The following is a 21,063-nucleotide window of genomic DNA, read 5'->3' on the forward strand; positions in this document are numbered from 1 at the left end:
GTAACTTGCAAAAATTATTGCTTAGCAATCATCTACTTAGCCCATCATTATTAACGATTTTTCCTACAAACCTGCCGACTTTTTGGCTAATTCCTAGAAATTCGCTCTTTTGACCCTATTTTTAGAGGTTTGCAGCTAATAAAGCCTCGATTTGAGGCGCCTCAACTCGCGTCATGAGGTGGTGATAGGGTTTGATCGGATTTTGGCTGGAGAGCGGTGTTTTAACGTCATTCCAAGTCATAGCCGGCACAGAGAGGAAGTCCTCAACTCCAGCTGTGACTGCTGGCAGTACAGGCTTGAGATACAGACTCAATAAACGGAATGCCTCCAAGGTGACGCTGCAGACTCGTTGTAAATCAGATTCACGTTCTGGATCCTTGGCGATTTCCCAAGGTTTATTTTCATCAACAAAGGCATTGACCTTGTCAGCTAGTTCCATGATGGTGCGCAATGCCTTGGCATATTCACGAGCCTCATATAGTTCAGCAATTTTTTCGCTAGCAGATGCAATGTCAGTCAGCAGTGGATTGTTCATTGCCGCATCAGAAACTACTCCACCAAAACGCTTCACTAAAAAACCAGCACTACGACTGGCGATGTTGATGTACTTACCCAGTAGATCGCTATTCACGCGTGCAACAAAGTCTTGGAGATTTAAATCCAAATCTTCCATGCTGTCATTGAGCTTGGTTGCAAAGTAATAGCGGAACCATTCAGGATTAAATCCAGATTCGATTACGCTGTGTGCGGAAATTAAAGTGCCACGTGACTTACTCATCTTCTCGCCATCGACCGTGAGAAAGCCATGAGCAAAGACGTTGGTTGGCGTGCGGTAACCTGCAAAGTGCAGAGTTGCTGGCCAAAAGAGTGTGTGGAAATACAGAATGTCTTTACCAATAAAATGGTACTGCTCGGTAGTGGTATCTGGCCTGACCCATTCTTCAAAGTTCATGCCTTTAGCTTGGCAGTAATTGAGGAAGCTGGCGTAATAGCCAATCGGCGCATCAAGCCATACATAAAAATATTTGCCTGGTGCATCCGGAATCTCAAAGCCAAAGTAGGGAGCATCACGTGAGATATCCCAGTCACCTAACTTACTGTCTCCAGGTTGTCCAACCCATTCCTTCATTTTGTTGCGAGCTTCGGGTTGCAGCGGGGTTCTTACCTGAGTCCATTCACGTAAAAAGGTTTCGCAGCGGGGATCGGATAACTTAAAGAAGTAATGATCAGAAACTTTTTTAATAGGTGTTGCACCACTGACAACTGAGAATGGATTTTTTAAATCGGTTGGGGAGTAGGTTGCCCCACACTTTTCGCAAGAGTCGCCGTACTGATCTTTGGCGCCACACTTAGGACACTCGCCTTTGATAAAGCGATCTGGCAAGAACATTTCTTTAACGGGATCGTATGCTTGCTCAATCGAGCGCATTTCAATTAAGCCGACATCACGTAACTTGAGATAGATGCTTTGAGACAGCTTTTCATTCTCAGGGCTATCGGTGGTGTAGTAGTTATCAAACGAGATTAAGAAATCATCAAAGTCGCGTTTGTGCTCTTTCCAAACATTTGCAATGAGTTCTTTCGGGGTGATGCCCTCTTTTTCGGCGCGCAACATAATCGGAGTGCCGTGAGTGTCATCAGCGCCAACATAGTGCACTTCGTGACCACGCATCCTCTGGAAGCGAACCCAAATATCTGTCTGGACATACTCCACCAGATGACCAATATGAATCTGGCCATTGGCGTAAGGTAAGGCGGAGGTAACTAGCAGTCGACGTTTGGGGCTACTCATGCGTACTTAAATAGAAAAAATTTAACAAATGGGAATACCAGATTATGGGGCTTGGAGCCCTGTTTCAGCACCAATTTTAGTCTGCGGTTAAAGTTAGTACCGATTTGAACCTATTCAAGAGGCGTTTTATGGCTTTGCCCCACAACATTCAGATGTCTCACGCTTCCGTGCCCATGGTGCACGAGGTGCAGGTCATGGATGAGGCAGGGCGCATCAAGACCACCCACATCCCTGGGGAGCGACCTTTAACCATTTATTTAGATAAGCGCGAAGTGGTCACTCTGATGACCTTAGGGAGCGCCCCTGAGGCCTTAGTTTTGGGCTATTTGCGTAATCAACGTCTAGTGGAGTCGCCAGACGATATAGCAAGTATTCAGGTGGATTGGGAAACCGATTCAGCGGCAGTTAAGACTCATCGCAGCACGGTCGACATCGATGCTCTCACCAGTAAGCGCGTTGTAACAACAGGCTGTGGCCAAGGCACCATGTTTGGTGGCTTGATTGAGGAGATGGCAGAGATTAGATTGCCGGATGGCCCTCAATTAACCCAAGAGGCCATCGTTGATCTGATTGATAGCATTCGAGTTCATGACACCATCTATAAAAAATCTGGCTCAGTTCATGCTTGTGCTGTATTTGAACGGGACGGTAACAACAATGTCAGCCTTCTCCATTTTATTGAGGATGTTGGGCGTCACAATGCCGTTGACTCAATCTCTGGGCTGATGTGGCTGGCGGACAAGCCAGGCAAAGACCTGATCTTCTTTACTACTGGACGCCTCACCTCCGAGATGGTCATTAAAGGCGCTCAAATGGGCATCCCCTTCCTCATGACTCGCTCTGGCATGACCTTAATGGGGCTGGAGCTTGCCCGCAAGACCAATCTCACCTTGCTATCCCGTTGTTCTGGGAAGCATTTTGAGATCTTTAATGCCCCAGAGAGGGTAATTTTTACCTCTCCACCTGCCGCCTCTTAAATTCGTGGGCAACTAGCCCGTGATGGTTTTACAATTCGGCCATGACTATTAAATCTGACCACTGGATCCGCCGCATGGGCGAGCAAGGCATGATCAGCCCATTTGAGCCTGAGCAGGTTCGCCATGATGATGCTGGGCAAAAAATTGTGAGCTATGGCACTTCAAGCTATGGCTATGACATCCGTTGTGCTGATGAGTTCAAGATTTTTACGAACATCAACAGCACTATCGTTGATCCCAAGAATTTCGATGAACAATCGTTTGTCGATTTTAAGGGTCCGGTTTGTATTATTCCTCCAAACTCATTTGCCTTGGCAAGAACGGTTGAGTACTTCAAGATCCCACGCAGTGTCTTAACAGTGTGCGTTGGAAAGAGTACATATGCGCGTTGTGGAATTATTGTGAACGTCACTCCATTCGAGCCTGAGTGGGAAGGTTACGTCACACTCGAGTTTTCCAATACAACCCCATTACCTGCAAAGATTTATGCCGGCGAAGGATGTGCACAAGTTCTGTTCTTTGAAAGTGATGAAGTCTGTGGCACATCGTACAAAGACCGTGGTGGCAAGTATCAAGGCCAAGTCGGCGTTACTCTGCCGAAGACTTAATCTACTTAATCTGCTTAATCGCCATATTGGCGACTTTAAAGGGTACACATGAAATTTCGTTTTCCAATCATCATTATTGATGAGGACTTTCGCTCTGAAAACATCTCAGGTTCGGGCATTCGCGACCTAGCGGAGGCGATTGAAAACGAGGGCATGGAAGTGATTGGCTTAACTAGCTACGGTGACCTTACATCCTTTGCCCAACAAGCCTCCCGCGCTTCTAGTTTTATTGTCTCGATCGATGATGAGGAGTTTGTTTCCGACTCTGAAGATCATGACTTACCTGCATTAAATAATTTGCGTGCTTTTATTACTGAAGTTCGTAAGCGCAACGAAGATATCCCTATCTTCTTGTATGGCGAGACCCGAACATCACGCCATATGCCGAACGACATCTTGCGCGAGCTGCATGGCTTTATTCATATGAATGAAGATACGCCAGAGTTTGTAGCGCGCCACATCATTCGTGAGGCCAAAGTCTATCTGGATTCATTGGCGCCCCCATTCTTCCGCGCGCTTACCAATTACGCCTCTGAAGGTTCTTACTCTTGGCATTGCCCTGGGCACTCTGGTGGCGTAGCTTTCTTGAAGAGTCCGGTGGGGCGTATGTTCCATCAATTCTTTGGTGAGAACATGCTGCGTGCTGACGTCTGTAACGCAGTCGAAGAATTAGGTCAGCTGCTAGATCACACTGGACCTGTATTGCAAAGCGAGCGTAATGCTGCGCGTATCTTTAACGCGGACCATTTGTTCTTTGTGACAAACGGTACATCGACATCCAATAAGATTGTTTGGCACTCTACCGTTGCCCCTGGTGATGTAGTGCTGGTAGACCGCAACTGCCACAAGTCGGTAATTCATTCGATCACGATGATGGGCGCGATTCCGATCTTCTTAATGCCAACGCGTAACCACCTCGGCATTATTGGCCCGATTCCTAAAGAAGAGTTTGAGTGGAAAAACATCAAGAAGAAAATTGATGCCAACCCCTTCATTAAAGATAAAAACGTGGTGCCACGAGTCATGACGCTCACGCAAAGTACTTATGACGGGATTATTTATAACGTCGAGATGATTAAAGACATGCTCGATGGCAAAGTCGATTCATTGCATTTCGATGAAGCTTGGTTGCCACATGCTGCATTCCATCCTTTCTACAAAGATATGCATGCTATTGGTAACGACCGTAAGCGTACTAAGAAGAGTTTGATGTTTGCTACCCAATCAACTCACAAGTTATTGGCTGGCCTCTCACAAGCTTCGCAGGTATTGGTACAGGATGCAGAGGATACGAAGCTTGATCGTGATTGCTTCAATGAAGCCTATTTAATGCATACCTCTACTAGTCCGCAGTACGCCATCATCGCTTCATGCGATGTGTCTGCCGCCATGATGGAATCTCCTGGCGGTACTACGCTGGTTGAGGAGTCTATTGCCGAGGCGATGGACTTCCGTCGTGCGATGCGTGAGGTGGATGATAAGTTTGGCGCAGACTGGTGGTTTAAGGTTTGGGGTCCAGATCATCTGACCGAAGAGGGTATTGGCGAGCGCTCAGATTGGATTCTGGAGCCTAATGCCAGCTGGCATGACTTTGGTAATGTTGCACAAGACTTTAATATGCTGGACCCAATTAAGGCTACCGTAGTGACGCCTGGTTTAGATGTTGAAGGTAACTTCGGCTCTATGGGTATCCCAGCGAGCATTGTGACCAAGTACTTGGCTGAGCACGGCGTGATCGTAGAGAAGTGCGGTTTGTACTCTTTCTTCATCATGTTCACCATCGGTATCACCAAGGGTCGCTGGAATACTTTGGTAACTGAGTTGCAGCAATTTAAGGACCACTTTGATAAGAACGCTCCATTATGGAAAGTATTGCCAGAGTTCGTTGCTAAACACCCTCGCTATGAGCGCGTAGGCCTCAAAGATATTTGCCAGCAGATCCATGAGTTCTACAAGGGTCGTAATGTAGCCCGTATGACTACAGAGATGTATACCTCCGATATGGTGCCAGCGATGATGCCTTCAGAAGCTTGGGCAAAGATGGCGCACAAAAAAGTGGATCGTGTTCCTTTGGATCAACTCGAAGACCGCATTACTGCAATGCTAGTCACTCCATATCCTCCAGGTATTCCATTGTTGATTCCTGGCGAACGCTTTAACAAACGCATCATTGACTACCTCTACTTTGCGCGTGATTTCAATGCGCAATTCCCGGGCTTTGAGACTGATATTCATGGATTGGTAAAAGGCGACATCAATGGAAGTAGTGAGTACTACGTTGATTGTGTAAGGCAGGAGCCAGATATCACCCTGTGATCTAGTTTAAGTAATCAATCTCTCGTAATACCCTGCTTTTGCAGGGTATTTTTTTGCTTGCGTGTGAAAAGGGTTTTAACTATACTTGTACAATATATTGAACAAGTAAGGATGAGTCATGAGAGTAATTAATTTTTCTGACGCAAGAAACCAATTTAAACAAGTAATCGATCAAGTAGTGAGCGATTGCGATGTAGCCATCATCTCTCGTAGGGATGCTGATGATGCTGTGGTGATGTCTTTGAATACCTATAACAGCATGATGGAAACACTTCATTTATTAAAATCTCCAGCTAACGTAAAACATCTGGAGAAATCATTGGCGCAATATCGCAAAGGACAAACCAAAGAAAAGAATCTTGTAGATGCTGAGTAGAGTTGTATGGACAAGTGCATCATGGTCTGATTACGTTTACTGGCAAGGGCAAGATAAAAAAACTTTAAGGCGTATTAATGCACTTATAAAAGATGCCATGCGAAATCCTGAGGATGGCATTGGAAAGCCTGAGGAATTAAGGGAAAGTCTATCGGGCTTTTGGTCCAGACGAATTGATGATGTTCATCGTCTTGTCTACGCCATCGAGAAAGATCAGCTTGTGGTTATTGCTTGCCGATATCACTACCAATAATTGTGGCCTGAAGATGGTTATTTCCCTGGCTTATCTAACTGAAAGATAACTGGCGCATCTTCATCAACCTTGTTTGACAATGAGTCTGGTTTATCTTCTTCGCTTCCCGTGAAATTAAAGTCTTGGCTTTGCACTACTGCTGCAGGCTTATCAAGCAAGGTGGTGACTAGCGCTGGGAATGCCGCAACCACCACAACCATAATCAGTTGCAGAACAACCCAAGGTAATGCGCCCCAGTAGATATCGCTACTCTTGATTTCCTTAGGCGCTATACCACGCAAATAGAATAGTGCAAATCCAAATGGGGGATGCATGAATGAGGTTTGCATATTCACACAAAGCATCACGCCGAACCACACTAGAGCGGCACTAGCCGCTGCTTGGGGGTTGCCATTCATGGAATCAAGCAATACTGGTGCGAGTAGCTTGACGGCAACTGGTGCAAGTAAGGGTACAACGATGAAAGCGATTTCAAAGAAGTCCAAGAAGAATGCCAAGAAGAAAACAAATAGATTTACAGCAACCAAGAATCCAATCCAGCCTCCTGGCAGGTCTGAAAATAATGCCTCTACCCAGTGACCGCCATCAATACCTTGGAAGACAACTGAGAAGCAAGTTGAACCAATCAAGATGAATACCACCATGGCGGTAATCCGCATGGTGTTTTGATAAGCCTCTTGTATTAATCCTTTGAGATTAGGAATGCCGGCCCTACGAATCCATGCCAAAAGCAAGGCACCCATCGCCCCCATAGCACCAGACTCGGTTGGGGTTGCGATACCAGTCATGATGGTTCCCAATACCAAGAAAATTAGCACCGCAGAGGGAATAATTCCTAGTAGGCATTTCTTCCAGAGTGCCCAGCCTTTGAGAGTGAGCTCGTTTTCTGGGGCGGCAGGAAGGTAATCAGGCTTAAAGCGAGAAAGAAAAAAGGTGTAGAGCGCAAAAAGACCAATTTGCAGTAGCGAAGGTCCCCAAGCACCAAGGTACATGCTGCCCACATCGGCGCTACCGCTTTGGGTTTTTAGCTGGTCGGCTAAAACAATCAGCAATAAGGACGGCGGCACAAGCTGAGTAATAGTCCCAGAAGCTGCTAAAACGCCCGTAGCGTAGCGCATGTTGTAACCATAACGCATCATCACCGGCAAGGAAATCATCGCCATAGCGATCACCTGAGCGGCTACTGTGCCAGTAATTGCCCCCAAAATAAATCCCACAATAATCACGGAGTAACCAAGGCCACCCCGAATGCGTCCAAAGAGCTGACCCATGGAGTCCAGCATTTCTTCTGCAAGACCGCAGCGCTCCAAGATGGCGCCCATAAATGTGAAGAAGGGGATTGCTAGTAGAAGGTCATTAGCAAGAACGCTACCAAAGATACGCTGAGGAATAGCTTGCAAAAACGGCATACCAAAGAAATTCTCAGCAATCGCAATACCTGCAAAGAATAATCCTGCAGCCATCAAAGAAAAAGCCACCGGAAAACCGATCAGCATAAACACAATGAGTCCACCAAACATCAGCGGTGGCATCCATTCAAGTGGAATCATTGCATGGGCTTTTCATAATGGAGATCAGCAGCGGGTAATGTTGCTTTACCTTTGAGGGCGCCAATGCGTTTAATGATTTCTGAAAGTCCTTGGAGGCTCAGCATGAAGAAACCAAAGGGCACAACAAACTTAATGGGGTAGCGTGATAAACCGCCAGCATTAAGTGAATGTTCAGATACCAGCCAGGATGGGTAAAACAAAGTAGTCCAAGATAGCCAGGCAAACAATAGGCAAGCGGGCAATAAAAAAACAATCAAGCCAAAAAGGTCAACATAAAGACGACCGCGATCAGAAAGCTGTGAGTAGATTAAATCGACTCGAACATGTTCATTGAGCTTGAGGGTGTATGCAGCTCCGAGCATGACAGCAGCAGCAAACAAATACCACTGTAATTCTAGTGGCCAGTTATTACTCATGTCTAAGGTATAGCGTAGTACAGCATTAGCAGCTGACACTACACAAGACAGCAAGATCATGATGCCAGCCGCCTTGCCTAGGAATTGATTTAAACGGTCAATCCCGGTTGAGAGTGTTCCCCAAAAGCCCATGCAGTTTAGAGATCTGCACGACCCCGTTTAATTGCGGCTAGTACTTGCGCAGGTGCAGTGCCACCAGCATGCTGGCGAGAATTCACGGAGCCATCTACGGTCAATAAAGCAAAGACATCATCACCCATAAGCTCAGGACGATTATCTAAGCCGCAAGCAAAACGCAATTCAGAGAGTGATAAATCGATGAGCATACAGTTGCGACCTACACAGGCTTTCACTGCATGAGCTACTGCTTCGTGTGCATCACGGAAAGCCAAACCTTTTTTAACTAAATAATCAGCCAAGTCAGTAGCGGTTGCAAAGCCTTCTTCAGCAGCTGACTTCATCACATCGGCTTTCACCTGAATATGGGGAACCATATCAGCAAAAATGCGCAAGGTATCTTGTACGGTATCCACCGCATCAAACAAAGGCTCTTTGTCTTCTTGGTTATCTTTGTTGTACGCTAATGGCTGGCTCTTCATTAAAGTTAATAAAGAAATTAAATCACCGTAGACGCGACCAGTTTTGCCGCGTGCCAATTCAGGTACATCCGGATTCTTTTTCTGCGGCATGATCGAGCTGCCGGTACAGAAGCGATCTGGCAAATCAATAAAGCCAAAGCGTGGGCTGAGCCACAGTACTAGCTCTTCAGATAAGCGGGACACGTGCATCATCAAGATGGATGCAAAGGCGCAGAACTCAATTGCAAAGTCGCGATCAGATACCGCATCAAGAGAGTTATTGCAGATGCCATCAAAACCTAAGATCTTGGCAACCTGCTCGCGATCGATGGGATAAGTTGTTCCGGCTAAAGCAGCTGCACCTAGCGGTAAACGATTAAAGCGGGCGCGCAGATCAGCCAAGCGACTCGCATCGCGACTAAACATTTCGTAATAGGCCATTAAGTGATGACCAAAAGTAATTGGCTGAGCTACTTGCAAATGCGTATGGCCAGGCATGATCGTGGCAGCATGAGTTTCAGCAAGGTTCAGTAAGGCTGTGCGCAGAGTTTTGAGGGTGGCTGCGATTTCATCAACGCTGCCACGCAACCATAAGCGTAAGTCAGTCGCCACCTGGTCATTACGCGAACGACCGGTATGAAGACGCTTTCCGGCATCGCCAACCAACTCAGTGAGGCGAGCCTCGATATTTAGATGTACATCTTCCAGCGCGAGTTGCCAGTTAAATTCACCGGCTTCAATTTCGGCTTTGATTTGGGCCATACCCTTTTGAATATCCGCCAAATCTTGGGCGCCAATAATCTTTTTAGTAGCCAGCATTTCAGCGTGGGCTAAAGATCCGGCAATATCCACTAAGGCAAATCGTTGATCAAAACCAATAGAGGCGGTATAACGTTGAACAAGTTCGTCAACAGGTTCGTTAAACCGGGCCGACCAGGCTTGGGCTTTGTTGGAAAGGGAATTTTTGGATGAGCTCATAAACGCAGTATATTGATGTAAATCTTTAATTATTTTAAATGCTATGTCCCAAACCCCTGTTTCTAGCCCTACAGCCTCTAACCCTAGTCCCCCTGAGCGCCTCGTAATCGCCTCCCGTGAGAGCCGCCTCGCTATGTGGCAGGCTGAACACGTTCGGGATTGCCTTAAAAAGCTCTATCCAGCATGTGATGTACAGATCCTGGGCATGACTACCCGGGGAGACCAAATACTGGATAAAGCCCTCTCCAAGGTGGGCGGTAAGGGCTTATTTGTAAAAGAGTTAGAAACTGCCCTAGAAGATGGTCGGGCAGATTTGGCGGTGCATTCTCTAAAAGACGTTCCTATGGTCATGCCAAAGGGCTTTGATTTGTCCTGTGTGATGGTACGGGAAGATGCCCATGATGCATTTGTTTCTAATGACTATGCCAGCCTTGAGGATTTACCAAAGGGTGCAGTAGTGGGCACTTCTAGTTTGCGACGAGAGTCTGTTCTGAGATCTAGATTTCCACATTTGGTGATCCAGCCCTTGAGGGGAAATTTAGATACCCGCATGGGTAAGCTTGATCGTGGCGAGTACCAAGCAATTATTTTGGCTGCTGCAGGTCTTAAGCGATTGGGTTTAGGAAGTCGTATTCGGGCTTTACTACCGATTGATCCGTATACCCCAGCCGCCGGACAAGGTGCTCTTGGCATCGAAACCCTGAGTAAGCATCCCGGAATCAAAGAGTGGCTTGCACCTCTTAATGATTTGCCAACCCTCTACGCAGTGACTGCTGAACGCATGGTGTCGCGTCAATTAGGCGGTTCTTGTGAAGTACCTTTGGCTGCATATGCTACTTGGGATCAAGACCATATGAACATCCGCTCTTTTGTTGCTAGCGTGGACGGCACTACAAGTTGCCTAGCTAGCGCTCAAGGTGCCGTAAAGAGTCTAGATGATGCAGAAGCTTTAGGTTTATTAGTAGCGCAAGATCTGATTGCTCAAGGTGCTGAGCGTTTATTGCCTAATGGCCTGCCTAAATAAGAATTGATAAGTAAGAGTCCAATAGACAAGTTGCGGATGAGTAATAAGACCATTGTCATTACCCGCCCTAGTGGACAGGCGCGTCAGTTGTCAGAAGCACTTCAGCTGAGCTTGCGCAATAGTGGCTTTACCTCTGAATCTATCCCCAAAATCATTTCTTTACCCTTGCTGACGATTGTCCCAAAGGGCGATGATCTTTTGGTGGAGCAGATTACTGCAGCGCTACAAACCGCAGACTTGGCTATCTTTGTTAGTCCGAATGCCATTGAGTGCATGATGCGTTTATTGGAGTGCTCCTGGCAAGAGTTGTCTAACAAGCCAGTGCTAATTGGGGTGATGGGTGGTAGCAGCATGGCAGCTCTCAAAAATCATGGCATTGGTCTTGAAAGTAAGCCCTCAAAAGTCATTCTTCCTCAGAATAATACGCAGTGGGATTCGGAGGGCTTGTGGACTGAATTGCAGAATCTACACTGGAATTGGTTCACTAAAAAAGTGATTATCTTTAAAGGTGAGGGTGGGCGCGATTGGTTGGCTGATACTCTAAAAAATGCTGGTGCGCAAGTTGAAGCATTCTCAGTCTATGCCCGCGTTCCTTTAGATTTCAATAGTTCGGCCTGGAATGAAATTCATGAGATGGAGTTTTCTAAATCACTTTGGCTTCTGACTTCATCGGAGGCGGTAAGGTATTTGGGTCAAGCGAAACTTCCACTTGATCTCGCTACGGCTATTTGCCCGCATCACAATATTGCTGAGGCGGCTGAGCAGATTGGCTTTGGTGAAGTGGTTACGTGTGAACCTGGAGATGAGGCTTTGATTGCCGCATCGCAAGCTTGGCTGTCTATTTAATCAATAGGATAGTTGAGAAGGGCCGGCAGAAAAACTTCACTCACTAAGAGTGGGTGTCCTTTCAGTTGATATAGCGTACGTCTTGCCCAGCTGACCTGTGGCAAGCTTGAATATTGCTGAAAACATTTTTTCCATAGAGCGCTTTGCTTATCAAGGCGAGCAATCTCACGGGGTGGTTTCTTGTGGGAGCGCATGCGTGTTTTGGCAAACAGCACTGCACCTAATGGTTTCTTTCCTAAGCAAAGAACCTCATGATTACTTCCGCTCGAGCTAGTACTGGGGATGATGCTATGTGCCATCACCAGCGGAATGCCATTGGAGCAAAGTAGCACCTCTCTGATGCGGCAGCGCTTGATCTTAAAATGGAAATAGCGACTCTCGTCGCTATTTAGGTTTTGGCGGCAATCACGCAAAACTACTACCTCTAGTTTTTGTCCGATTGCACGCTCAATTTTTTGGGTTAAAGAACCAGTATCGCTAAGCCAAGGCTGCCATTGGCGTGGCGCTTGATGCAATTCACCGGAATCGACTCGATTCCATGAAGAACGGAGACGACGACGGCGAACCATTTTTAGTTACCGCTAAAGCTTCTGCGTTGACCGCCAGTTTTAGGTTTACCAAAACGTGGGCCAGCGGACGGACGTGAGTCACCAGAGCGATTGCCGTTAGCAGGACGTGAGTCACCAGAGCGCGTAGGGCGTGAATCAGCAAAACGATTAGCACCAGTAGGGCGTGAATCACCGGATGGACGGGAGTCACTAGCAGGGCGTGAATCGCTAGAGCGGGATTCGAAATGATTGCCTGAGCGATTACCACCGACTCCGCCACCGCTACCAGAGCGAGAATCTGAGCGAGAACCAGATCCATAACGACCACCACCGCCACCACCAGAGCGATTACCACCGCCGAAACCGCCACCTGAACGACCACCACCTGGGCGACCGCCACCACCACCAAAGCTAGGCTTGGCTTGTGGCTCGAGGCCAGCGATGACTGAAGCAACGATGTCTTGCTGTGTAAAGCGTTCGATATTACGAATCTTGGCGCGATCACGATGTTCAACCAAAGTGATAGCAACACCATTGCGACCAGCGCGACCTGTACGACCGATACGGTGCGTATAGTCTTCTGGTTTCATTGGCAAGCCAAAGTTAATCACGTGACTAATACGTGGCACATCAATACCGCGAGCAGCTACGTCAGTCGCAACCAAAATCTTGGTGTGACCTTTACGTAATGACTCAAGACGACGCATACGTACAGCCTGAGGCATGGCACCGTGTAGGGCGCTAGCTTCGTAGCCGTTAGCACGCAAGGTGTCAGCAATTTTTTCACTTTCAATTTGGGTGCTTGCAAACACTACCGCTTGATCCAAAGAGGCATCAGCTAAAATGTGCTCGAGCAATTTATGTTTGTGTGACATACTATCAGCCCAATGCAGCTTCTGTTCAATGTTTGCGTGCTTCTCGCCAGCATGAGCCAGCTCAATACGCTTAGCGTTGTTAGTCAACTCATTAGCTAAAGACATAATCTTTGGCGCAAAAGTTGCAGAGAACATCAAAGTTTGGGTGCGATTAGCGCAGCGCTTATCAATTGCCTCGAGGTCATCGGCAAATCCCATGTCGAGCATGCGATCGGCTTCGTCGATAACGAGTTGTTTCACATCATCTAAGCGAATTGCTTTGCTGTCGGTCAAATCGAGTAAACGACCAGGAGTTGCAACAACTAACATTGCACCTTTAATTGCTTGGATTTGCTTGCCATAAGGCATGCCACCCATGACGGTTGCAATACGAATACCTTTCATACCGCGAACTAAGTTCACTGCATCAGCGGCAACTTGCTGAGCTAATTCACGAGTAGGGCAGAGCACTAGCACTTTGGGTTGTGCGCGACCTGGTACAGGTGAGCCGTTTGGATTGTCTTCAATGAGTTGATTAATTAAAGGCAGTAAGAAGGCTGCGGTTTTACCGCTACCAGTTTGGCTACTGACTAATAAGTCACCACCAGCAAGAGCGGCAGGTATAACCTGAGCTTGCACTTCGGTGGCTTGGGTATAACCCAGTTCAGCAACGTTTTTAAGGAGTGGCGCCGCGAGGGCGAAAGACTGGAACTCTGTTCCAGTAGGGTTGGTTTCTTTAGAAAAAGTCATGCTATTACACATCCCGTTAATGGGATGTCTCCGTGTATACACTCTCTGTTTTTTATTGAGTGTGATGGTCAAAGGCATCGACCATCAGACAGGCGGCAGCGCGTTTTGTAAATTCGGTGTTTATGACTTCTAAACGATACGCTGAAATATAGCTGGGGGGCGATGAATCAAATTGCTTTTAAAAAGCCTCTTATTATGGCATTTTAAGAAGCGTATTACAAGGGTATTCCCGAATTTAATTATGATCAGGTGATGAATTGGTTTATTTCGCCCTCAAGTGTAGGCATCGTTGATTTCCCCGCATACTTGGCGGGCGTCATTTTTACGATCTTATTTCCTGGCCCAAATTCCTTATATGTCTTGGCGATTGCTTCGCTTAAGGGATGGCGTGCTGGTGCGTGGGCAACTTTAGGCATCTTTATTGGTGACGCTATCTTAATGATGGGTATCGCTTTAGGTGCTGCAACTTTACTCAACTCATCGCCAACCACATTCAACTTCTTGCGTATGCTTGGGGCTGCTTATCTAGCGTGGATGGGGTTTGGCTTTATTCGAGGTGGCCTTGCACGTTGGCATGGCACTCAAGAATTGGTATTAGGAGATAGTCGACCTCAGTACTTCAACACTCTTCATCCAACAATAGCAGCGCTGACTTTATCCTTAACCAATCCTAAGGCAATCTTTTTCTTCATCTCATTCTTTACGCAGTTTATTCAAGCAGAGTATGCGTATCCAGTGCATACCTTTTTATACCTAGCCCTGGTATTGCAAATAGTGAGCATGACCTACTTGATTAGCCTAATTTTTGCTGGCCAGTTTTTTCTCAGCTTCTTTAATCGGCACCCTCATTACGCCGCAGCTCTTTGGTTTCTAGTGGGGACTCTGCTAATTGGCTTTGCTGGCAAGCTACTACTCTATTGATGAATTTCGCTTGATCATTATTTAAGCCATCGCAATAGGCGCTCAACACCTTTACCGTAGGGTGGTCTTGCCAATTGAGTGCCGCGTAAAAAATGAAGACCAAGGAAACCTCGAACCTCTAAAACAGATTTGCGATGGCTAAATGCCTCAAAACCTGCTTTGCCATGATAGGCGCCCATACCGCTTGCGCCGATGCCGCCAAATGGCAAATCTTCCACGGCTGCATGTAGCAAAGTGTCATTGATCGTTACACCGCCAGAGCGAGTTTCATTCAGAATGCGCTTCATTACTTCTTTATTCTTGCCGAACCAATATAGAGCTAATGGCATTGGACGATTATTGATATAGCGAATAGTGGAATCGATATCGTTGATTGTCACAATTGGCAAAATAGGGCCAAATACCTCTTCTTGCATGATGAGTGAATCTTCGGGAGCATTGCGAAGAGCTACCGGAGTGAATGGCAAATCAACATTGTCAGCAGAGGAAATGAGTGGGATAACTTGTGCGCCACGATCCACAGCATCTTGAACAAGATGATGCCAACGTGCCAGTTGATGTTCGTCGATGGCGCTAGTGAATTCTGCTGGGTTGGAGAATTGTTTTTGGGCTGCATTCTGCAACTCTTGAACAAATGCATCGTAATCGCTTGCGTGAATCATTACATAGTCAGGTGCAATACAAGTCTGGCCACCGTTCACTAGCTTGCCGTAAGCAATGCTAGCAGCAGCCTCTTTAAGATTGGCTGAAGGATCAACAATCGCTGGTGATTTACCACCAAGCTCTAATGTAATTGGAGTCAGATGATCTGCAGCCGCGCGCATGACCTTCTTACCAATATCTCCTGAGCCAGTAAAAAAGAGGTGATCAAATGGCAATGCTGCAAAGGATTCTGCAACTTCAGTGCCACCAACGCTAACGCAAAATTCGCTCGGGTGAAAATATTCTTGAATCAAGGCCGCCAAGAATCCAGAGGTGCGTGAACTTCTCTCAGAGGGCTTGAGCCAAACACGGTTACCCGCTGCAAAGGCTGCAATGGCTGGAACAAGGGCGAGTTGTACTGGGTAATTCCAGGGGCTCATAATGCCCACAACTCCCATGGATTGCATTTGAGTCCAAGCTTGAGATGAGCCTAAAAATCCTGGTGTTGCTACAAGCTGAGGCTTCATCCACTCTTTGAGGTGCTCGCGGACATGTTTGCAAGCCTGATAAATCATCTGAAACTCAATTAGACGACTCTCAATGGGGTGGCGATTGCCAAAATCCGCAGTCAATACTTTGCAGATCTTTTCTTCATTGGCGGCAATCATCCGCTCAATACGGCCTATCCGCTCAAGGCGGACCTGAGGTGTTGGGTTGGGTTCTGAGGCATAAGCTGCCTTGATTTCGTCTAATTGGAGTGTGAAGCGGTTTATCGACATGGGGTTTTATGTAGAGCAAGCAAACGATTGAATAAGGCATTAGGATAAAGCCATGAACGAAACTATTCTCAAAAATCATCCAAATCTTGAGCGCGCCACTTTGGGCGGTGGCTGTTTCTGGTGTCTGGAGGCTGTTTATCAGCAAATCTCCGGCGTGAGTGCCGTGGTCTCAGGATATGCGGGAGGGGCGATGCCAAATCCGGACTATGACTCTATTTGCTCTGGCCAAACCGGACATGCTGAAATTGTCGACGTTTACTTTGATCCAGCGGCAGTGTCTTATCGTGATTTATTGGAGATCTTCTTTGTTATTCATGATCCAACTACCTTGAATTACCAGGGTAACGACCGTGGGACTCAATACCGTTCAGTGATTTTTACTCATAGCGAAACCCAAAGCACAACTGCTCATGAAGTAGTGAAAGAGCTAGAGAGTGCGAAAATGTATTCCAATCCGGTAGTGACACAAATTGATGTGGCACCCGTTATTTATCCGGCTGAGGAATACCACCAAAATTATTTTCGCCAGCATCCAGGACAGGGCTACTGCATGGCAGTCGTTGCTCCTAAATTAGCGAAATTCCGAGCAAAGTTTCAATCTCTAATTGCGCCAGAGTTTCGCTAGATTCTAAGGCGCCAAGCGAGTAATGCGCCATTGAGCGCCATCAAGTTGATAGTGAATACGGTCATGCAGGCGTGAAGGACGGCCTTGCCAGAATTCAATCTCAGTGGGATGCAGGCGATACCCACCCCAATGTTCTGGGCGTGGTGGCTTATCTCCAAAGTCTGCTGCAAAACGCTTTTCAGCTTCCTCCAGAAATTCGCGATTGGGAATCTCAGAGCTTTGTGGTGAAGCCCAGGCGCCAATGCGAGATGCCGCTGGTCGAGAGTGAAAGTATTCATCGCTCTCGGCAGAACTAACGCGTTCAACAAGCCCTTTGATACGAACCTGACGCTCTAGCTCGTGCCAATGAAATAACAAGGCAGCATGTGGGCGAGCAGCCAACTCTTTGCCTTTTTGGCTTTCATAATTGGTAAAGAAGGTGAAGCCAGCCTTATCTGCGCCTTTTAGTAAGACAATGCGGGCTGATGGATTACCCACTGAATCGGCAGTTGCCAAAGTCATGGAGTTGGGTTCGGGACACTCCGCTTTGACAGCCTGATTAAACCAAACCTGAAATAAGTCCAGTGGATTTGGTGAAACCTCGGCCTCTGAAAGCTGGCCGAAGGTATAGTTTTTGCGGAGTTGAGCAATGGAGTCCATTTTTTCAGTATAAAGAGAGTCTATGGCAGAAGACAAGTTAGCAGACAGTTTGGATGATCGTCGTTTTGGGGGTGTAGCGCGTCTATATGGCCCAGAGCTGCGTGAGCGCTTTCGTCATGCAACAGTGGTGGTGGCTGGATTGGGTGGAGTAGGGTCATGGGCCGCTGAAGCATTGGCGCGCACTGCTATCGGACATCTCGTCCTCATCGACTTTGACCACATTGCTAAGAGTAATACCAATCGACAACTGCATGCCTTAGAAGGCGAGTACGGCAAAGCAAAAGTACAGGCTATGACTGATCGCATTCGCCAAATTAATCCTGAGATCGTGTTGACTGCCCATGATGGGTTTTTGGAGCCAGAAAATCTCGATATCTTGATTCCAGAAAAGGCAATTGTTTTAGATGCTACTGATTCAGTGCAAACCAAAATCGCTTTAGCAGTGTGGGCAAACAAAAATGAGCGCGCTCTAGTGATGTGTGGTGCAGCTGGAGGAAAGTTAGACCCGACTTCTGTGCGTTGCGATGACCTCTCGCGTACTGAGCAAGATGCTTTGTTGGCAAAAGTACGTCAAGGCCTCCGACAAGACCATGGTTTTTCTAGAAACTTAAAAAGAAAAATAGGTATTCGCGCAATCTACTCTCATGAGCCACGCGCTGGCGCTGCTAGTGGTGGCCTTGCTTGCTCTGGGTATGGTTCTACCGTGATGGTCACGGCAGCTTGTGGTTTAGCCGCTGCTGCTGAAGTTTTAAATCTGATTGCTACTCAGTAAGCCATTCTTTCAAATCCATCTATAAATCCTTAAGGGGAATCCCTGTAGGAAATTACGGATTCTGATGTCATCCCCAATTTATTAATGCCCCATTGAGCCCTCGCTGATGCGGAACGTTCATTTATTGCGCATCACATTTATTCGTTTAAGTACTTTGCGCATTTTCATCCCCTAGTACAGAAGCGCAGTCCTCCCTAGACTTTGTCTCGTTGGTGGTTTACCAACGATAAATCGAAAGGAGGTCTCTTTTGCAGACTGAACAAACTGGTTTACAGCGCCACCTCAAAGTGCGGCATATTCGCCTCATGGCTTTGGGATCCACTATTGGCGTTGGATTATTTCTAGGCTCGGCAAGTGCGATTCAAATCGCAGGACCTTCAATCTTATTGGGATATCTTCTGGCTGGCATCGTGGCCTTCATCGTGCTTCGTGCCTTAGGTGAGATGGCAGTGCATGAACCAGTCGCCGGTTCATTTGCAGCTTATGCCAATACCTATGTAGGACCGCTTGCTGGCTATATGGTCGGGTGGGGTTACTGGACCTACTGGATCGTTGTTGGCATAGCTGAGGTCACTGCGGTTGGCATTTATATGGGGATTTGGTTTCCTGAGACACCGCAGTGGATTTGGGCTTTATCTTCCATTGTGATGATGGGTCTGATTAACCTCATTGCTGTCAAAGTATTTGGTGAGTTTGAGTTTTGGTTTGCTCTCATCAAAGTGATTGCTATTGTTGCCATGATTGCCTTGGGCTGCTCAGTCATTTTCTTTGGCTTTACTAATGACTGGAATCCGATTGGCCTTGCTAACTTATGGCAACATGGTGGCTTTTTCCCCAACGGCATTAGTGGCATGCTGCTCTCTTTGCAGATGGTGCTATTTGCGTATGTTGGCATTGAGATGATTGGCTTATCTGCTGGTGAAGCAGAGAACCCACGCAAAACCATTCCGATGGCGATTGATTCATTGGCATGGCGCATCCTCATTTTCTACATGGGCGCGATTTTTGTCATCCTAGCAATCTTCCCTTGGAATGAGGTTGGTCAACAAGGCAGTCCATTCGTGGTGATGTTTGAGCGCATTGGTTTACGTGAAGCTGCCGGAATTATTAACTTTGTAGTGATCACTGCTGCCTTGTCATCTTGCAATGCCGGCATCTTTAGTGGTGGGCGACTCCTATACGCACTTTCAGCCAATGGGTACGCACCTTCACCATTTGCCAAGTTATCGAAGTATGGCGTTCCCCATCGTGCGGTAATGGCGACAGTGGCAGTCTGTATGACTGGCGTAGTGCTGAACTACTTTGTTCCAGATAAGGCATTTCAATACGTGATGGCGGCAGTTACCTTCATCGGTCTGATGGTGTGGATTGCTATTTTGATCACGCAAATTCAGTTTCGTCGCTCGTTGACAAAAGTCCAAGTTGCCGAGTTGGCATATCGCACACCTTGGTGGCCCTATTCCTCGTGGTTCGCATTGGCATTTATTGCCTTGGTAGTGGTGTTGATGGGCTTTCATGAGGATGCGCGGATTGCCTTGGTCTTAGGTCCGTGCTTATTAGGTGTGTATCTCGTCATGTTCTACATCGTTGGCTTGCATCGCAAAACAAAACTGAGTCGTGAATTCAAATAAGGAGACATAAATGATTGTTGGCGTACCTCAAGAAGTAAAAAATAATGAATTTCGTGTTGGCTTGACCCCGGGTAATGTGAGGGGCTTGTGCAAACAGGGGCACTCTGTTTTAGTACAGCGTGGGGCAGGTGAGCAGATTGGTTTGAGCGATGAGTCCTATCGTTTGGCTGGCGCTACTTTAATTAATAGTGCTGCTGAAGTTTTTGCTAAGGCGGAGATGATCGTGAAGGTCAAGGAACCTCAGCCTCAAGAATGTGCCATGTTGCGTGAAGATCAACTTCTCTTTACCTATCTACATCTGGCGCCGGATCCACAGCAGACCAAAGCATTACTCGCATCGGGTGCAAGTTGTATTGCCTATGAAACAGTAACTTCATTTAATGGCGCTTTACCGCTTTTGGCTCCGATGAGTGAAGTTGCGGGGAGGATGTCTATACAAGCGGCTGCTTCGCATCTAGAAAAGACAAATGGAGGGTTAGGAATCTTGATGGCAGGTGTGCCTGGCGTAGCACCCGCAAAGGTAGTTATAGTGGGTGCGGGGGTAGTGGGTCGTAATGCGCTACAGATGGCTGTTGGTATGGGAGCAGATGTGTGCATCTTCGACCGTAATATTGACTGCTTAAGGCAGATTGACATTCTGTATGGCAATCGCGTAAGAACCTTTTATGCCGACCCACTTTCGGTAGAGCTCGAGGTTTGTGAAGCAGACGTGGTCATTGGCGCTGTATTGTTGCCTGGTGCCGCAGCACCAAAGCTGGTAACACGCGAGATGGTACGAAAAATGAAAGCGGGTGCAGTGGTGGTAGATGTAGCAATTGATCAAGGCGGTTGTTTTGAGACATCAAAAGCTACTACACATGCTGATCCCACCTTTATCGTTGATGGTGTTCTGCACTACTGCGTTGCGAATATGCCTGGTGCAGTTGCCAGAACTTCCACTTTTGCTTTGACAAATGCAACTTATCCCTTCATTGAAGCCTTGGCAAATCGTGGCATGGTGAAGGCGCTGTCACATGATCATCATTTACGAAATGGTTTGAGTGTTCACCGAGGTAAGCTCACATCTGAACCCGTTGCTAAAGCCCAGAAAGTCGACTTTGTACCGGCAGAAGAATTGTTAGTGGCTTAGTAGTTTTAGTGCAGTCCTAGAGTTTGAATGTCTTGGGAGTCGATGCTCCCAAGCTTTCC

Annotated in this window: 20 protein-coding genes; 12 read left to right on the forward strand and 8 right to left on the reverse strand. The window is 47.0% G+C overall.

Annotation, left to right across the window (positions count from 1 at the left end; genetic code table 11):
• Nucleotides 1-121 precede the first annotated feature (121 nt).
• Nucleotides 122-1,792, reverse strand: a complete 1,671-nt coding sequence (gene metG / locus ICN22_RS09050; RefSeq protein WP_216170360.1) for a methionine--tRNA ligase — start codon at nt 1,790-1,792, stop codon at nt 122-124.
• A gap of 134 nt (nt 1,793-1,926) precedes the next feature.
• On the opposite strand from metG, the gene ICN22_RS09055 reads away from it, so the two are divergent.
• From ICN22_RS09055 to ICN22_RS09075, 5 genes are all read left to right on the forward strand, one after another.
• Complete coding sequence (locus ICN22_RS09055) at nt 1,927-2,769, forward strand: formate dehydrogenase accessory sulfurtransferase FdhD (RefSeq protein ID WP_216170477.1); 843 nt, start codon at nt 1,927-1,929, stop codon at nt 2,767-2,769.
• A 41-nt stretch (nt 2,770-2,810) separates the two neighbouring features.
• Complete coding sequence (gene dcd / locus ICN22_RS09060; RefSeq protein WP_216170362.1) at nt 2,811-3,377, forward strand: dCTP deaminase; 567 nt, start codon at nt 2,811-2,813, stop codon at nt 3,375-3,377.
• 48 nt (nt 3,378-3,425) lie between these two features.
• Complete coding sequence (locus ICN22_RS09065; RefSeq protein ID WP_216170364.1) at nt 3,426-5,693, forward strand: arginine/lysine/ornithine decarboxylase; 2,268 nt, start codon at nt 3,426-3,428, stop codon at nt 5,691-5,693.
• Nucleotides 5,694-5,811: 118 nt separating this feature from the next.
• A complete protein-coding gene (locus tag ICN22_RS09070; RefSeq protein WP_215306249.1) occupies nt 5,812-6,069 on the forward strand; it encodes a type II toxin-antitoxin system Phd/YefM family antitoxin in 258 nt (85 codons plus the stop codon).
• A complete protein-coding gene (locus ICN22_RS09075) occupies nt 6,059-6,322 on the forward strand; it encodes a Txe/YoeB family addiction module toxin (RefSeq protein ID WP_215306250.1) in 264 nt (87 codons plus the stop codon). The genes ICN22_RS09070 and ICN22_RS09075 overlap by 11 nt, the downstream gene beginning before the upstream one ends.
• A gap of 17 nt (nt 6,323-6,339) precedes the next feature.
• Here the strand turns inward: ICN22_RS09075 and ICN22_RS09080 are convergent, their stop codons facing one another.
• The 3 genes from ICN22_RS09080 to argH are packed head-to-tail and all read right to left on the reverse strand — an operon-like array spanning nt 6,340 to nt 9,844.
• Nucleotides 6,340-7,872, reverse strand: coding sequence for a TRAP transporter large permease (locus ICN22_RS09080; protein ID WP_216170366.1), 1,533 nt, complete (start codon nt 7,870-7,872; stop codon nt 6,340-6,342).
• Nucleotides 7,869-8,420 (reverse strand): TRAP transporter small permease subunit, encoded by a 552-nt coding sequence (locus ICN22_RS09085; RefSeq protein WP_216170368.1) that lies wholly within the window; start codon nt 8,418-8,420, stop codon nt 7,869-7,871. The genes ICN22_RS09080 and ICN22_RS09085 overlap by 4 nt, the downstream gene beginning before the upstream one ends.
• Before the next feature lie 5 nt (nt 8,421-8,425).
• Nucleotides 8,426-9,844, reverse strand: coding sequence for an argininosuccinate lyase (gene argH, locus ICN22_RS09090; RefSeq protein WP_216170370.1), 1,419 nt, complete (start codon nt 9,842-9,844; stop codon nt 8,426-8,428).
• Between the two features lie 43 nt (nt 9,845-9,887).
• On the opposite strand from argH, the gene hemC reads away from it, so the two are divergent.
• Nucleotides 9,888-10,868 carry a hydroxymethylbilane synthase gene (gene hemC, locus ICN22_RS09095; protein ID WP_216170373.1) on the forward strand — a complete coding sequence of 327 codons (981 nt, stop codon included), beginning with the start codon at nt 9,888-9,890 and terminating at the stop codon, nt 10,866-10,868.
• A gap of 36 nt (nt 10,869-10,904) precedes the next feature.
• Complete coding sequence (locus ICN22_RS09100) at nt 10,905-11,714, forward strand: uroporphyrinogen-III synthase (RefSeq protein WP_216170375.1); 810 nt, start codon at nt 10,905-10,907, stop codon at nt 11,712-11,714.
• Here ICN22_RS09100 and ICN22_RS09105 read toward each other — a convergent pair.
• Together ICN22_RS09105 and ICN22_RS09110 are read right to left on the reverse strand one after the other, a co-directional pair.
• A complete protein-coding gene (locus tag ICN22_RS09105; protein WP_216170377.1) occupies nt 11,711-12,283 on the reverse strand; it encodes a chorismate--pyruvate lyase family protein in 573 nt (190 codons plus the stop codon). The two genes, ICN22_RS09100 and ICN22_RS09105, sit on opposite strands and share 4 nt — an antisense overlap.
• 2 nt (nt 12,284-12,285) lie before the next feature.
• Entirely contained in the window at nt 12,286-13,866 is a 1,581-nt protein-coding gene (locus tag ICN22_RS09110; RefSeq protein ID WP_216170381.1) for a DEAD/DEAH box helicase, read from the reverse strand.
• Nucleotides 13,867-14,118: 252 nt separating this feature from the next.
• On the opposite strand from ICN22_RS09110, the gene leuE reads away from it, so the two are divergent.
• A complete protein-coding gene (gene leuE / locus ICN22_RS09115; RefSeq protein WP_216170382.1) occupies nt 14,119-14,787 on the forward strand; it encodes a leucine efflux protein LeuE in 669 nt (222 codons plus the stop codon).
• A gap of 17 nt (nt 14,788-14,804) precedes the next feature.
• On the opposite strand, the gene ICN22_RS09120 is transcribed toward leuE, so the two are convergent.
• Nucleotides 14,805-16,208 (reverse strand): coniferyl aldehyde dehydrogenase, encoded by a 1,404-nt coding sequence (locus ICN22_RS09120; RefSeq protein ID WP_216863516.1) that lies wholly within the window; start codon nt 16,206-16,208, stop codon nt 14,805-14,807.
• Between the two features lie 52 nt (nt 16,209-16,260).
• Between ICN22_RS09120 and msrA the strand changes: the two genes are divergently transcribed.
• Nucleotides 16,261-16,833: a peptide-methionine (S)-S-oxide reductase MsrA gene (gene msrA, locus ICN22_RS09125; RefSeq protein WP_216170384.1), complete on the forward strand. Its 573-nt coding sequence runs from the start codon at nt 16,261-16,263 to the stop codon at nt 16,831-16,833.
• A gap of 3 nt (nt 16,834-16,836) precedes the next feature.
• Here msrA and pdxH read toward each other — a convergent pair whose 3' ends face one another.
• Nucleotides 16,837-17,472: a pyridoxamine 5'-phosphate oxidase gene (gene pdxH, locus ICN22_RS09130; RefSeq protein ID WP_216170386.1), complete on the reverse strand. Its 636-nt coding sequence runs from the start codon at nt 17,470-17,472 to the stop codon at nt 16,837-16,839.
• 22 nt (nt 17,473-17,494) lie between these two features.
• Between pdxH and ICN22_RS09135 the strand changes: the two genes are divergently transcribed.
• From ICN22_RS09135 to ald, 3 genes are all read left to right on the forward strand, one after another.
• Nucleotides 17,495-18,244 (forward strand): tRNA threonylcarbamoyladenosine dehydratase, encoded by a 750-nt coding sequence (locus ICN22_RS09135; protein ID WP_216170388.1) that lies wholly within the window; start codon nt 17,495-17,497, stop codon nt 18,242-18,244.
• Nucleotides 18,245-18,549: 305 nt separating this feature from the next.
• The gene (locus ICN22_RS09140) at nt 18,550-19,875 is read left to right on the forward strand and encodes an amino acid permease (protein WP_304610404.1); all 1,326 of its coding nucleotides are present in this window, start codon (nt 18,550-18,552) and stop codon (nt 19,873-19,875) included.
• A gap of 10 nt (nt 19,876-19,885) precedes the next feature.
• On the forward strand, nt 19,886-21,004 hold the full coding sequence (ald, locus tag ICN22_RS09145) for an alanine dehydrogenase (RefSeq protein WP_216170392.1): 1,119 nt from the start codon (nt 19,886-19,888) through the stop codon (nt 21,002-21,004).
• Nucleotides 21,005-21,063 lie beyond the last annotated feature (59 nt).

This window comes from Polynucleobacter bastaniensis, from assembly GCF_018882205.1.
Lineage (GTDB): Bacteria > Pseudomonadota > Gammaproteobacteria > Burkholderiales > Burkholderiaceae > Polynucleobacter > Polynucleobacter bastaniensis.

Bases quoted from the DNA above. Each gene is read 5' to 3' on its own strand.
- ICN22_RS09110 (WP_216170381.1), bottom strand. From the start codon at position 13,866: ATGACTTTTTCTAAAGAAACCAACCCTACTGGAACAGAGTTCCAGTCT.
- msrA (WP_216170384.1), top strand. From the start codon at position 16,261: ATGAACGAAACTATTCTCAAAAATCATCCAAATCTTGAGCGCGCCACT.
- ICN22_RS09065 (WP_216170364.1), top strand. From the start codon at position 3,426: ATGAAATTTCGTTTTCCAATCATCATTATTGATGAGGACTTTCGCTCT.
- pdxH (WP_216170386.1), bottom strand. From the start codon at position 17,472: ATGGACTCCATTGCTCAACTCCGCAAAAACTATACCTTCGGCCAGCTT.
- ICN22_RS09075 (WP_215306250.1), top strand. From the start codon at position 6,059: ATGCTGAGTAGAGTTGTATGGACAAGTGCATCATGGTCTGATTACGTT.
- ICN22_RS09120 (WP_216863516.1), bottom strand. From the start codon at position 16,208: ATGTCGATAAACCGCTTCACACTCCAATTAGACGAAATCAAGGCAGCT.
- metG (WP_216170360.1), bottom strand. From the start codon at position 1,792: ATGAGTAGCCCCAAACGTCGACTGCTAGTTACCTCCGCCTTACCTTAC.
- ICN22_RS09085 (WP_216170368.1), bottom strand. From the start codon at position 8,420: ATGGGCTTTTGGGGAACACTCTCAACCGGGATTGACCGTTTAAATCAA.
- leuE (WP_216170382.1), top strand. From the start codon at position 14,119: ATGAATTGGTTTATTTCGCCCTCAAGTGTAGGCATCGTTGATTTCCCC.
- ICN22_RS09135 (WP_216170388.1), top strand. From the start codon at position 17,495: ATGGCAGAAGACAAGTTAGCAGACAGTTTGGATGATCGTCGTTTTGGG.
- ICN22_RS09070 (WP_215306249.1), top strand. From the start codon at position 5,812: ATGAGAGTAATTAATTTTTCTGACGCAAGAAACCAATTTAAACAAGTA.
- argH (WP_216170370.1), bottom strand. From the start codon at position 9,844: ATGAGCTCATCCAAAAATTCCCTTTCCAACAAAGCCCAAGCCTGGTCG.
- ICN22_RS09080 (WP_216170366.1), bottom strand. From the start codon at position 7,872: ATGATTCCACTTGAATGGATGCCACCGCTGATGTTTGGTGGACTCATT.
- ICN22_RS09140 (WP_304610404.1), top strand. From the start codon at position 18,550: ATGGCTTTGGGATCCACTATTGGCGTTGGATTATTTCTAGGCTCGGCA.
- ICN22_RS09105 (WP_216170377.1), bottom strand. From the start codon at position 12,283: ATGGTTCGCCGTCGTCGTCTCCGTTCTTCATGGAATCGAGTCGATTCC.
- ald (WP_216170392.1), top strand. From the start codon at position 19,886: ATGATTGTTGGCGTACCTCAAGAAGTAAAAAATAATGAATTTCGTGTT.
- hemC (WP_216170373.1), top strand. From the start codon at position 9,888: ATGTCCCAAACCCCTGTTTCTAGCCCTACAGCCTCTAACCCTAGTCCC.
- ICN22_RS09100 (WP_216170375.1), top strand. From the start codon at position 10,905: ATGAGTAATAAGACCATTGTCATTACCCGCCCTAGTGGACAGGCGCGT.
- dcd (WP_216170362.1), top strand. From the start codon at position 2,811: ATGACTATTAAATCTGACCACTGGATCCGCCGCATGGGCGAGCAAGGC.